The sequence below is a fragment of the Caulobacter sp. HMWF025 genome (assembly GCF_003060965.1).
In the GTDB taxonomy this organism is placed as follows: Bacteria; Pseudomonadota; Alphaproteobacteria; order Caulobacterales; family Caulobacteraceae; genus Caulobacter.
In genome coordinates this window covers 18,740-31,785 of record NZ_QAII01000103.1, presented here as the reverse complement: position 1 = coordinate 31,785, position 13,046 = coordinate 18,740, and the positions used below count along the sequence as shown (strand labels likewise).

At 67.0% G+C, this 13,046-nt stretch carries 11 protein-coding genes; 7 read left to right on the top strand and 4 right to left on the bottom strand.

Annotated elements, in window-relative coordinates; translation table 11 throughout:
* The first annotated feature begins 69 nt into the window (after positions 1-69).
* A complete protein-coding gene (locus DBR10_RS11190) occupies positions 70-843 on the top strand; it encodes a hypothetical protein (protein ID WP_146184217.1) in 774 nt (257 codons plus the stop codon).
* Between the two features lie 34 nt (positions 844-877).
* Here the strand turns inward: DBR10_RS11190 and DBR10_RS11185 are convergent, their stop codons facing one another.
* Positions 878-1,387, bottom strand: coding sequence for a VOC family protein (locus DBR10_RS11185; protein ID WP_108490612.1), 510 nt, complete (start codon positions 1,385-1,387; stop codon positions 878-880).
* 131 nt (positions 1,388-1,518) lie between these two features.
* Here DBR10_RS11185 and DBR10_RS11180 point away from each other — a divergent pair, with 131 nt between their 5' ends.
* From DBR10_RS11180 to DBR10_RS11170, 3 genes are all read left to right on the top strand, one after another.
* On the top strand, positions 1,519-3,591 hold the full coding sequence (locus tag DBR10_RS11180) for a prolyl oligopeptidase family serine peptidase (RefSeq protein ID WP_108506195.1): 2,073 nt from the start codon (positions 1,519-1,521) through the stop codon (positions 3,589-3,591).
* Positions 3,592-3,594: 3 nt separating this feature from the next.
* Entirely contained in the window at positions 3,595-5,733 is a 2,139-nt protein-coding gene (locus DBR10_RS11175; protein ID WP_108506194.1) for a prolyl oligopeptidase family serine peptidase, read from the top strand.
* A 110-nt stretch (positions 5,734-5,843) separates the two neighbouring features.
* Positions 5,844-6,938 carry a GNAT family N-acetyltransferase gene (locus tag DBR10_RS11170; protein WP_108506193.1) on the top strand — a complete coding sequence of 365 codons (1,095 nt, stop codon included), beginning with the start codon at positions 5,844-5,846 and terminating at the stop codon, positions 6,936-6,938.
* A 7-nt stretch (positions 6,939-6,945) separates the two neighbouring features.
* On the opposite strand, the gene DBR10_RS11165 is transcribed toward DBR10_RS11170, so the two are convergent.
* Complete coding sequence (locus DBR10_RS11165) at positions 6,946-7,842, bottom strand: hydrogen peroxide-inducible genes activator (protein WP_108506192.1); 897 nt, start codon at positions 7,840-7,842, stop codon at positions 6,946-6,948.
* Between the two features lie 125 nt (positions 7,843-7,967).
* Here DBR10_RS11165 and ahpC point away from each other — a divergent pair, with 125 nt between their 5' ends.
* From ahpC to DBR10_RS11150, 3 genes are all read left to right on the top strand, one after another.
* On the top strand, positions 7,968-8,531 hold the full coding sequence (gene ahpC, locus DBR10_RS11160) for an alkyl hydroperoxide reductase subunit C (RefSeq protein WP_108506191.1): 564 nt from the start codon (positions 7,968-7,970) through the stop codon (positions 8,529-8,531).
* 158 nt (positions 8,532-8,689) lie between these two features.
* Positions 8,690-10,279, top strand: coding sequence for an alkyl hydroperoxide reductase subunit F (ahpF, locus tag DBR10_RS11155; RefSeq protein ID WP_108506190.1), 1,590 nt, complete (start codon positions 8,690-8,692; stop codon positions 10,277-10,279).
* Positions 10,280-10,511: 232 nt separating this feature from the next.
* A complete protein-coding gene (locus DBR10_RS11150) occupies positions 10,512-11,888 on the top strand; it encodes an intermediate filament-like cell shape determinant CreS (protein ID WP_108556344.1) in 1,377 nt (458 codons plus the stop codon).
* An 83-nt stretch (positions 11,889-11,971) separates the two neighbouring features.
* Here DBR10_RS11150 and DBR10_RS11145 read toward each other — a convergent pair whose 3' ends face one another.
* Together DBR10_RS11145 and DBR10_RS20010 are read right to left on the bottom strand one after the other, a co-directional pair.
* Complete coding sequence (locus tag DBR10_RS11145) at positions 11,972-12,502, bottom strand: SRPBCC family protein (RefSeq protein WP_108506189.1); 531 nt, start codon at positions 12,500-12,502, stop codon at positions 11,972-11,974.
* 12 nt (positions 12,503-12,514) lie between these two features.
* The coding region (locus tag DBR10_RS20010; RefSeq protein ID WP_233243378.1) for a TraB/GumN family protein at positions 12,515-13,046 on the bottom strand (532 nt) is incomplete at its 5' end.

The following is a 13,046-nucleotide window of genomic DNA, read 5'->3' as shown; positions in this document are numbered from 1 at the left end:
CGGGTAAATCCCGCTAGGGTTGATCGATTACGGGGTCGGCAGGCCAGGCGAGCGTCGGTGGAGGTCCAGGTGGAAGTTTCCCATTTCTCGAGCATTGGGTTCGAGATCGATTTCCAGAACCCTGCCTGGATGAGCACCCTGACGCGTGAGTACCTGCCAAAATGCACCGCCTCTGCGCTGTCACCCCGGGATATGGTCTGCCTCGTCAAGGACCCTTCCGGCAGCGAACTCAGGCTGGCGCTTCGCAAGGGTACCAAAAACGCAGCGGAACTCGTCACGCTGAACCCCGGGTTTGACGGCGAGAGCCGCGTCGAGGTGGACATCGCAGCGGACGTCTCCGATCCGGACTGGAAGCCGTTCGAGGTGGCCATGACGGCGCGGTTCAGGGGCGAGGAAACGCCGCTGGTTTTTGATCTCGCCGATCCGGCCGAAGCGGCCAGCCTCGTGCCTGGGGCCAAGGTGACCCTCGAGATTGCGGCCTTCAGCTACGCGCCGTCGCTGTTTGCGAATGAGGCCGCCTACATAAAGTCGCAGGACGGAAGTCAGCTCTACTACGCTGCGGACTTCTTCATCCCGAGCGGGATGTACAAGGCCAGCGTCGGCGGCCTTATCCCGGAGGGCTCCAAACTGCCGAAAGCCTATGCCGATTTCGCAGGGACAGTGTTGAAGGCAGAGTTCAGAACCAATGCCGCAGGTGGGGGCAAGTTCTGGTGGACGCTGGTTCGAACCTACGGCGGGTCCACACTGGATGTCGTGATCGATCCCACCACGATTCCCGGTGCTCCGGAGGTCGGGTCTATCCTGTCAGGGCGTTTCTGGCTCAGCGCCCGTTTGGCCCGCTAACCCCGGCTGAGGACTGAGGGCCAAGAATGTCGGCTCAGGGCCTGGACAGTTTTCCGGCGTCGTTGACCTCGATCCAGTAGCCATCGGGATCCTTGAAAAAGATCTGCCGGACGCCGTCGGTGCGGGTCTGGCTGATCTGTCCGACATGGCCTGCGAAATCCTCCCAGGTCATGCCTCGCGCCTTCAGGGCGCTCATGACGGGCTCAAGACTCAGGGTGGTCAGGGCAATGTGCCGTGACTTCTGATCCGGAACCGGTTCGGCGCGGCCTCCGAGCAGGTGCAGTTGCGCTGATCCCAGGGCCATCCAGCGCCGGCCCTTGGCGGCGGACGGGATTTCTTCAAGGCCCAGAACCTGGCTGTAGAATGCCGCACTGACGTCCAGATCGGCGACGTACAGCGCCACGTGGTCGACCATGACGCCGGCTTCGGGTGGTGCAGCAGGTGTTTCAGCCAGAGCTTCGAACGGACAGGCTACCAACAGCGCCAGTGTCACTGCGGTCGCCAGATGGCGCCCAAGCCCCGTCGTCCAGACTGGATCGGCCATGTTTCATCCCCCCGCGTGGCCCGGAGACCGCCCGACCCGGTTGGCGATTTCAAGACCAAACGCGGAACGTGGTCAATTGCACCGGCCGGAGGCTCTGGCGCGGGTCAGATTTTCCGATACCGTCCCGCCCCATGACCCTGCTTCGCACCTGTTCCGCCGGGGCCCTGGCCCTGACCCTGCTCTCCCACGGTGCCGCCCTGGCGCAGGACAGCGACCCGCATCTGGCGCTGGAGGCGGTGGAAAGCCCTGACAGCCTGGCCTGGGTTAAGGCGGAGAACGCCAAGACCCTGCCGCTGCTGTCGGGCGATCCGCGTTTCGCCGGGCTGCAGGCGCAGGCCCTGACCATCCTGTCGGCGAAAGACCGCATCGCCGCGCCCAACTTCATCGGCACCAGCGTCTTCAACTTCTGGCAGGATGCGACCCATGTGCGCGGGATCTGGCGGCGCACGACGCTCGCCTCCTACAAGACCGCCGCACCGGTCTGGGAGACGGTGCTGGATCTGGACGCCCTGGCCAAGGCCGAGGGCAAGAACTGGATCTGGAAGGGGGCCGACTGCCGTCCGAAAACCCATGACCGCTGCCTGGTCAACCTCTCCAATGGCGGCAAGGACGCCGTCGAGGTCCGCGAATTCGACCTGACCAGCAAGAGCTTCGTCGCGGGCGGCTTCCTGTTGCCCGAAGGCAAGCAGACCGTCGAATGGCTGGATCCCGACACCCTGATCCTGACCCGCGACTGGGGCCCCGGCACCACCACCGACAGCGGCTACGGCATGGTCATCAAGACCCTGAAGCGCGGTCAGCCGCTGGATCAGGCCGACGAGGTGTTCCGGGGTCAGAAGAGCGACGTCTCGGCCCGGCCCAATGTGCTGCGCGACGCGGCCGGCAACCGGGTGGTGCTGATCGAGCGGGCGACGGATTTCTTCCACACCGAGCGTCAGGTCTGGGCGGACGGCAAGGTGGTGCCGCTGACCCTGCCGCAAAAGGCCAATATCGCCGGCCTGCTGAACGGCCGGCTGATCGTCGAGCTGAACGAGGACGGCCTGGGGGCCAAGGCCGGTTCGATCATCGCCGTGACGCCGGACCCCGGGCTCGCGACCAGCGTGATCTTTGCGCCCACTGCCGTGCAGGCCGTCGACCAGCTGACCGTCACCGACCATACGGTGGTCGCGGCGATCTATGACAATGTGCGCGGCGGGGTCTTTACCTTCAAACCTGCGGGCGCGACCTGGACCAAGGCCACCTTGCCCGGCCTGCCCAACGCTTCGGTCTCCCTGGGCTCGACCGCCGACGAGGGCGACCAGATCTTCTATAGCGTCGAGGGGTTCACCACCCCGACCCAGCTGAAACTGGCCGATGCGGCCGGCGGCAGGGCCGAGACCGTCAAGGCCCTGCCGGCCCAGTTCGAGGGCGGCAATCTTGAGGTCGAGCAGAAGGTCGCCACCAGCAAGGACGGCACCAAGGTTCCCTACTTCCTGATCCATCCCAAGGGTCACAAACACGACGGCTCAAACCCGACCCTGCTGCACGCCTATGGTGGCTTCAACCTGTCGAAACTGCCGGTCTATGACCCGCTGATCGGCAAGCTGTGGCTGGAGAAGGGCGGCAGCTATGCCGTGGCCAACATCCGGGGCGGCGGCGAGTTCGGTCCGGCCTGGCACGAGGCGGCCCTGAAGGCCAACCGCCAGCGCGCCTATGACGACTATTTCGCCGTGGCCGAGGACATGATCAGCAAGAAGATCACCTCGCCGCGACACCTGGGGGCCTATGGCCGCAGCAATGGCGGCCTGCTGATGGGCGTGGCCCTGACCCAGCGGCCCGACCTGTGGAATGCGGTGGTGGTCGAAAGCCCGCTGCTGGACATGATCCGCTACACCAAGCTGCCGGCCGGCGCCTCGTGGATCGGCGAATATGGCGACCCCGACATTCCCGCTGAACGGGCCTTCATCGAGGCCTATTCGCCCTATCAGAACCTGAAGGCCGGGATGAAATACCCGCTGGCCTATATCACCACCTCGACCAAGGACGACCGGGTCCATCCCGGCCATGCCCGCAAGTTCGCCGCCCGGCTGGATGATCTGAAGGTCGACCATCTCTATTTCGAAAATACCGACGGCGGCCACGCCAATGGTGCGGATCCGAAGTCCAATGCCCGCCGCTGGGCCCTGCACTACACCTACCTGTCGCGCCAGCTCATGGATCACTAACTGATGCGTAGCCTTGTCCTCGCCCTTCTCGCCTCCACGAGCCTCATGACCGCTTCCCACGCTGCCGAACCCGCCGCTCCGGCCACCGAGGTGCGCACGCCCCTGTCGGAGCTGGGCAAGTCCGATCCCTATCTCTGGATGGAGGAGATCGAGGGCACCCGGGCCATGGACTGGGCCAAGGCCCGCAACGCCAAGACCATGCCGGTCCTGCAGGGAGACGCCCGCTATGCCGGTCTGGAAAGCCAGGCCCTGGCCATCCTCAATGCCAAGGACCGGGTGCCGGGCGTGTCGTTCGCCGGCGACGGCAGCTTGCGCAACTTCTGGCAGGACGCCACCCACGTGCGCGGCCTGTGGCGCAAGACCACGCTGGAGAGCTACCGCACGGCCGAGCCGGTCTGGGAGACCATTCTCGACATCGACGCCCTGACCAAGGCCGAGAACGCCAACTGGGTGTTCAAGGGAGCCGGCTGCCTGCCGCCGGAAGACACCCGCTGCCTGCTCAGCCTGTCGAACGGCGGCAAGGATGCCGTCACGGTTCGCGAGTTCGACACCACGACCAAGAGCTTCGTGCCCGGTGGCTTTGAACTGCCCGAGGGCAAGCAGAACTATACCTGGCTGGACAGGGACACCCTGCTGGTGGCCCGCGAGTGGGAACCGGGCCAGGTGACCAAGTCGGGCTATGCCTATGTGCTGAAGACCATCAAACGCGGCCAGCCGCTGAGCGCCGCGACCGAGCTCTATCGCGGCACCGAGACCGACGTGTCGGTCAGTCCCTTCGTGCTGCGCGACGCCGACGGCAAGACCGTGGCGGTCATGGCCGCGCGGGGCGTGACCTTCTTCGAGAGCGAATACTATCTGCTGTCCGACAAGGGGCCGGTGAAGCTCGATTTGCCGCTGAAGGCCTCGATCCAGGGCTATGTCGCCGGCCAGATGGTCGTGCTGATGGAGCAGGACTGGGCGGAAAAGGGCTTCAAGACCGGTGATTTGATCAGCTTTGACCTCGCCGCCCTGAAGGCCGCACCGACGGCGGCAAAGGCGACCCTGGTGCTGCGCCCCACCGCCCGCCAGTCGGTCGAGAGCGTCACCACCACCCGCACCAAACTGGTCGTGGCCCTGCTTGACAACGTCAAGGGCGCGGCCCGGGTGCTGACCCACGGCGCCCAGGGCTGGACGTCGCAGGACCTGGCCCTGCCGGCCAATTCCAGCATCGGCCTCGGCTCGACCTCGGAGAAGGACGAGCGCCTGTTCGTCACCGTCACCGGCTATCTGACGCCTTCGACCTTCTGGCTGGCCGATGCCGGCACGCTGAAGCTGGAGCAGGTCAAGGCCTCGCCCGCCCGCTTCGACGCCTCGACCCATGTGGTCGAGCAGTTCGAGGCGACCAGCAGCGACGGGGTGAAGATCCCCTATTTCGTCGTGCGGCCCAAGGCCGTGAAGTATGACGGCTCCAACCCGACCCTGCTCTATGCCTATGGCGGCTTCCAGGTGCCGATGACCCCGGGCTATTCGGGCGTGATGGGCAAGCTGTGGCTGGAGCGCGGCGGCACCTATGTGGTGGCCAATATCCGCGGCGGCGGCGAGTTCGGCCCCGCCTGGCACGAGGCCGGCCTGAAAGAGAACCGCCAGAAGGTCTATGATGACTTCTTCGCCGTCAGCCAGGACCTGATCACCCGCAAGATCACCTCGCCCCGGCGGCTGGGGATTATGGGCGGGTCGAACGGCGGCCTGCTGATGGGCGTGGCCCTGACCCAGCGCCCCGAGCTCTACAACGCCATCGTCGTGCAGGTGCCGCTGTTCGACATGATCCGCTACAGCCAGATCGGGGCCGGGGCCTCGTGGGTCGGCGAGTATGGCGACCCGGCCATTCCGTCCGAGCGGGCCGTGATCGAGAAGTACGACCCCTATTCCAACCTCAAGGCCGGCAAGCCCTATCCCGAGGTGTTCATCGAGACCTCGACCAAGGACGACCGCGTCCATCCGGCCCATGCCCGCAAGGCCGCCGCGCGGCTGGAAGAGCTGGGCTATCCGGTGCTCTATTACGAGAACATCGACGGCGGCCATGCCGGGGCGGCCAATCTGGCCGAGACCGCCCGGCGGCAGGCGATGGAATACATCTACCTGTCGCGCAAGCTGATGGATTGATCCGTTCGCTCCGGATTACGCGCGGTTGAGCGTCGTCAACACTGGGGAAATCTATCTGGGCGAGGATCGGGTCTGACAAAGCCGACCCGGATTTCGCCCAGAGCCCCGCCTTGAAGATCGACGTCGTTGCCGCCCCGGACCTGTCTCCTGCTGACGCTGACCACTGGTCGCGCCTGCAGGCGGGGGTCCCGCGCCTCGACTCGCCCTTCCTGTCGCCGCTGTGGACCACGGCCGTCGCCCGGGCCCGGGCCGCGACCGGCGAGAAGGCCTGTGATATCAAGGTCGCGATCCTGCGCACCGACGACGGTTGCCCGGTCGGTTTTCTGCCGGTGCGGATCCGTCACGGCGTCGCCATGCCGGTCGGCGCGCCGATGTGCGACTATCAGGCCCTGGTCGGGAGCCCGGGTGTCGCGGTCGATCCGCGCGGCCTGCTCTCGGCACTCGGCGTCTCCCGCCTCGATTTTTGCCATATGCAGGCCGATGACGAGACCCTGGCCCGCCACGGCCGCGGCCAAACCGATTCCTGGATTGTCGAGGTGCCGGACGGCTATGCGGCCTATGAGGCCCAGCGCAAGGCGGCGGGGTCGGGTGTCCTAAAGGACATCGACAAGAAGCGCCGCAAGGCCGAGCGCGAGGTCGGTCCGGCGGTCTTCACCGCCCTGTCGGATGACCGGTCCGCCTTCGATCAGCTGATCGCCTGGAAGCGCGGCCAGCTGGTTGCGACCGGCCAGACCGACTATTTCAGGACGCCCTGGGTGATGAAGCTGGTCGAGGACCTGTTTGCCATCCGCGAGGCCGGCTTCGGCGGCGGGCTCTATACCCTGCACCTCGGCGGCGAGCTGGCGGCGGTGCATCTGCATCTGCGCGGCGTCCACACCATCCATGGCTGGCTGATCGCCCACAATCCCGCCTTCGAGCGCTATTCCCCCGGCCTGATGCTGTTCCAGGACATCCTGAAGACCATGCACGGCGGGGGTTTTACCCATCTCGACCTCGGGGCCGGTGACTACCGGTTCAAGCGCGAGCTCTCCAATGCCCGCCAGACCGTGGTCTTCGGCTTCTTCGGCGCGCTCTCACCGGCCACCTTCGTGCGCAGCGCCGCCTATGGCGTACGGCAGATGGCCGAGGCCCTGCCGCTGGGCCGGGTCTCGGAGCTGCCCGGCAAGGCCATGCGCCGGATCGACCTGCTGCGCGGCCTGCACTGAGACCGCCTCAGGCGGCCTGCAGGGTCTCGGCCAGCAGGCGGCCCTCGGCGGCGCGGCTGGAGCCTGCTCGCCAGGCCACCACGATCTCGCGGCTGGAATGATCCGAATCCAGCGGGCGGACCGTGACGGCGGTCTTGTCGGTCAGACCGGCGTGGACCGCCATGGCCGGCAGGAAGGAGACGCCCAGGCCCGAGCCGATCATCTGCACCAGGGTCGGCAGGGAGGTGGCGGCGAAGCTTTCTTCGTCCCCGACCCCGCGCGGCGGCTCCAGACCGCAGGCCGCCAGGGCGTGGTCGCGCAGGCAGTGGCCGTCCTCGAGCAGGATCAGGTCGTCGTTCTTCAGGCTGTCGGGGTCGACCCGCACCGAGGCCGACATCGGGTGATTGGCCGGCGCCGCCGCCAGAAGTTCATCGTCCTCGACATGGGCCCAGTCCAGACCGGTCATGTCATAGGGCAGGGCGATCAGGGCGGCGTCGAGGGCCCCGGCCTTCAGGGCGGCGATCAGGCGCTGGGTCAGGTCCTCGCGCAGGAACAGGCGCAGCTTGGGGAAGCGGTCCCGCAGCACCGGCAGGGCCCTCGGCAGCAGATAGGGAGCCACGGTCGGAATGACGCCTAGCCGGAAGCGCCCGGCCAGGGGCAGCCCCGCGCCACGGGCCGCCTGTACCAGGTCCTCGGTCCGGGCGAGAATATCCTCGGCCCGGCGCACGGCCTCCTGGCCGGCGGCGGTCAGGATCACCCCCGACCGGGCCCGGTCGACGACCGCCGCGCCCAGGATCTTTTCCAGCTCCTGGATTCCGGCCGACAGGGTCGGCTGGGTGACATGGGCGCTTTCGGCGGCCCGGCTGAACGAGCCGTGCTCGGACAGAAGCTTGAGATATTGCAGCTGGCGCAGGGTGGGGAGCATGGCCGCAGCCTAGGCCTGCCGGCCCTCTCTGCATAGATCAGATCTATCCTGATGAATGATTTAATCGATTGGACCTATTCATCTCGGGGGCGTAGAGGTGCGCTCACCTTTTACGGGAGCTCTCCATGGCCTTGATCAACACCACCATCAAACCCTTCACCGCGACGGCCTTCAAGGCCGGCAAGTTCATCGAGGTCAGCGACGCCGACCTGAAGGGCAAGTGGTCCGTCGTGTTCTTCTACCCCGCCGACTTCACCTTCGTCTGCCCGACCGAGCTTGAAGACCTGGCTGACAACTATCCCGAGCTGCAGAAGATGGGCGTTGAGGTCTATTCGGTCTCGACCGACACCCACTTCTCGCACAAGGCCTGGCACGACAGCTCGCCGGCCATCGGCAAGATCCAGTACACCATGATCGGCGACCCGTCGGGCCTGGTGACCAACAACTTCGAGGTCATGCGCGAAGGCGTCGGCCTGGCCGACCGCGGCACCTTCCTGGTCGATCCCGAAGGCGTGATCCAGTTCATGGAAATCACCGCTGAAGGCATCGGTCGTAACGCTGCCGAGCTGATCCGCAAGATCAAGGCCGCCCAGTACGTCGCCTCGCACCCGGGCGAAGTCTGCCCGGCCAAGTGGGAAGAGGGCGAGAAGACCCTGGCCCCCTCGCTCGACCTCGTCGGCAAGATCTAAGTCTGTAGACCGACCGCGGCCCCTGGCGGGTCGCGGTCCGGCGTCGCCGCCCGCTGGCCGTCTCCCCACGGAGCCCGCGGCGACGCCCTATTTTCTCATTCGAAAAACTGGCTCATGTCTCCCGACGGGAGAGGTGCGCCTCGCCTCCGGAGCCTCCGATGTTGGACGCCAGCCTGAAGACCCAGCTGACCGCCTATCTGCAGAACCTGCGTCAGCCGATCACGCTCGTCGCCTCGCTCGACGACAGCAGCGGCGCGCGCGACATGCGGGCCCTGCTCGAGGACGTGGCCAGCACCTCCGACAAGGTCAGCCTCCGCTTTGACGGCGACGACGCGCGCAAGCCGTCCTTTGCCATCACCCGGGCGTCAGGCGATGCCGATGTGCGCTTCGCCGGCCTGCCGCTGGGCCACGAGTTCACCTCGCTGGTCCTGGCCCTGCTGCATGTGGGCGGCCACCCGCCGCGCTTCGAGGCCGAGGTCCTGGACCGGGTCCGCGACCTCGACGGCGACTATCATTTCGAGACCTATTTCTCGCAGTCCTGCCAGAACTGCCCGGACGTGGTGCAGGCCCTTAACACGATGAGCGCCCTGAACCCGCGAATCCGCCACGTCGCCATCGATGGGGCCCTGTTCAAGGCCGAGGTCGAGGCGCGCCAGGTGATGGCCGTGCCGACCATCCTGCTGAACGGCCAGCCGTTCGGCCAGGGGCGCATGGACCTGGAACAGATCCTGGCCAAGCTCGACACCGGCGCGGCCGACCGCATGGCCGACAAGATCCGCGCCAAGGCCGCCTTCGACGTTCTGGTGATCGGCGGGGGGCCGGCCGGTGCGGCCGCAGCCATCTATGCGGCCCGCAAGGGTATTCGCACGGGCATTGCAGCCGAGCGCTTCGGCGGCCAGGTGCTGGACACCATGGCCATCGAGAACTTCATCTCGGTCTCGCACACCGAAGGGCCCAAGCTGGTCTCGGGCCTGGAACAGCACGTCAGGGACTACGATGTCGACATCATGAACCTGCAGAAGGCCGTGGGGCTCGTCCCGGCCGCGTCTCCGGGCGGCCTGATCGAGGTCGAGCTCGAGAACGGGGCCAGCCTGTCGGCCCGCAGCGTCATCCTGTCCACCGGAGCCCGCTGGCGGAACGTCAATGTGCCCGGTGAGGCCGAGTACAAGAACCGTGGTGTGGCCTATTGCCCGCACTGCGACGGCCCACTTTTCAAGGGCAAGCGCGTCTCGGTGATCGGCGGCGGCAACAGCGGCGTCGAGGCCGCGATCGATCTGGCCGGCATCGTCGCCCATGTCACCCTGATCGAGTTCGACGGCCAGCTGCGGGCCGATGCTGTCCTGCAGCGCAAGCTGGCCAGCCTGCCGAACGTGACGATCGTCACCTCGGCCATGACCACCGAGATCCATGGCGACGGCAGCCGCGTGACGGGCCTGAGCTACAAGGACCGGGGCAGCGACAGCCTGCACCGGGTCGACCTGGACGGTGTCTTCGTGCAGATCGGCCTGGTGCCCAATACCGAATGGCTGAAGGACAGCGGTATTGCCCTGAGCCCGCGCGGCGAAATCGAGGTGGATCAGCGCGGCGAGACCTCGCTCCCCGGGGTCTTCGCGGCCGGGGACGCGACGACCACGCCCTACAAGCAGATCATCATCGCCATGGGCGAGGGCTCCAAGGCGGCGCTTTCGGCCTTTGACTACCTGATCCGGCTGGAGCCGGTTGCGGCCGCCGAGCAGGCCGCAGCCTGAGTCAGGCCTTAGCGTCCGGGTGCCGTTGCATGGCTTTCCTCTGGAGAGCCTGCGACGGCGCCCAAAAACGCGCTCTGCGGCAATGCGTCCCCAAGCTTCACACGATCTTCGCCTCGACAGCATTCGGGCGCGCAAGCTAATCTGTTAACGATTGTTAAAATGATTCTGCGCGGTCGCGAGGCCGTTACGGCACGCCGGGTGTCGTCGCGCGGTTCGTGAGAAGGTGGGCGAGATGAGGCTGCTGTCCAAGAACGTCCGTGACACCAAGACGGTGAAGCCGGCCATGCTGGTCGAAGGCGTCGGCCGCCCCGAGGGTGCCGACCGTCTGATCGAGTCCACCCAGGCCATCGGCGTCCGCTACGAAACCATTCACGGCGGGCTCGACAGCATCGCCCGCGTCGTCGAGCACCTGCGCGCCATCGAGCCGCTGCTCAGCGAGATCCGCCAGCCGGTCGCCGAGGAATTCGAGGCCCGCCGGGCCGAACATGCCGAGCTGATCGCCCTGCGGGCCAATTACGAAATGGCCCTGCGGCAGGCTGCGGTTGCCAAGGCCGAAGAGCGTGAAACCGCTGCGCGCCTGCAGCAGACTGAAACGGCGCTCGGCGAATCCGACGCCCGCCGGCAGGCCCAGGACACGGCCCTCGAAGACAGCGCCCTAGAAATTGATCGCCTGCGCAATGGCCTGCTGCAGTCGGACCTGAAGGCCGGCAGCCTGGACGCCTCGCTGCGGGACGCCAATGCCCGGATCGAGCATCTCGTGCAGGACGTTGATACCCTGCGCGTCCAGAGCCAGGACATCGACGCTCGCCGTGGCGAAGCCGAGGCCTCGCTGGCCCGCGTCCAGCAGCAGAATGCCCTGCTGACCGAAGAGGTCGCCACCCTGAAGAAGCGCCTCGATCAGGCCGGCTTCGATGTTGCGCGTCTGTCGCGGGTCGAGACCGATCTGGAAGCTCAGATTGCCGCCGAGCGGGCTCGCCTGCAGGCCGCCGAGAACGCCCTTTCGGTGCATCAGACCGACAGCAGCCGCACGATCCGTGGCCTTGAGAGCCAGGTCGAGACCGGCCGTGCCGAGATCTCGGCCCTGCAGACCCGCCTGGAGACCGCCACCGGTCGGGCCGACAAGCTGGAAGAGATGAACGGCCAGATGGCCACGCGCCTCGCCGAGTCCAGCGCCCAGCAGCAGGCTGTCGAGCGCCGGGCCGGCGACCTCAACGTCGCCCTCGAGCGGGCACTTGAGCGCATTCGCAGCCTGGAAGAGGAAAGCGATGGTCTGCGCCAGCGTCATGCCGGTGTCGACACCGCCCGTGCTGCGGCCATCGAGCGCGCGGACCAGCTGGCCAAGAGCGCGGTCGCCCACGAAAAGACCCTCAAGCGGTCGGAAGAGCGCGAGAACCAGCTGCGCATCCGTCTCGAGACGCTGCAGCAGTCGCAGGACGAGGCTCGCCGCCAGCACGAGGACAAGATCGCCGAACTTCAGACCCAGATCGATCGCCTGACCTCGGAAGCCGCCCTGGCCGAAGGCGCCCTGGAAGCGGCCCGCCGCGACCGGGCCCGCCTGCAGATGGCGCTGCTGGGGGCCAGCGACGACGACCTGGCCGCCGCCAGCTAGGCTTCGCTGCCGGCAAGATAGAAAGAGGCGGTCTCTCGGGGCCGCCTTTTTTGTGCCGACGGGCCGGACCGGGTCCTCAGGGCCTAGCCGGCCTTCCCCGTTTCAACCTGACCTTTGAGCCGCTGGATCTGCTGGCCCAGCACGCCGTCGACGGGCGCGGCCAGGGTGGCGAGCCCGCCCTTCATATAGCCGCCGACATCATAGGTGAGGGTGACGGTGGTCCTGCCGTCCTTCTCGGAGAGCAGGATGTTCAGGTGACCGGCCGCGCCGGTGTTCTGCAGGGGGCCGAGCGCGCCGAACAGGGTCAGCCTCGCATTGGGCGCGGCATGGACCGTGCTCATGTGCATCACCGAGCCGCCCCCGGGCAGACGCTCGCAGAAACAGCCCCCTGAGGCCGCCGCCAGCGAGAGATTGGCGGCCGAGCCGGACCAGGTGTGGCGCGGGTCCCACCACAGGGCCGGTTGCACCAGGCTGGCCCAGACCCGGGCGGCCGGGGCGGCGATCTCGACCGACTGACGAACCTGGAAGCCGCCCGGCGTCGCATCAACGACCTCGGCCCGGGCGGCGGTGGTCAGGGTCAGGGTGAGGGCGGCAACCGCCAGCCAGATGCGCATGGGGTATTTCCTCTAGTCAGGCGGCGAGGTGATGGTGGCCCCGCTCGCCCTTAGGCGATCGAGAACCCCGTTGGCCGGCAGCAGGAAGGCCAGATCGACGACCGCGACCGTCACGCCGCCGTGGTCGAGGGCCTCGGACAGGGTCCTGGCAGACTGGGCGATCTGGTCGGCCAGCAGGGTGTTGCCGCCCGGCGCGCGCATCAGGCACCTCTGGGCGGCGCTGGCCGAGTAGCGGGCCCTGACCGAGGCGAGGTCGCCCTCGGCCCAGTCCCGGCCGATCGTCGTGGGGCGCTCGCCGTCGTATTCCAGCTCGTCGAGGGTATCGCGCAGGCAGGCCAGTTGCCCCTCGGGCGACAGCTTGCCGACGCTGCCGAGCACCGGGCCCAGGCGGTACTGCCCCATGGCCTTGATCTTGACCTTGCGGGTCTTGGCCATGCGTTCGATCGTGCTGACCGGCTTGGCTTCCGACAGGCCCGCCGCCTGACGGAAGTCCGACAACAGGATGAAACCCGCTACCGCCGGCTGCCAGTTCTTGTAGGGCACG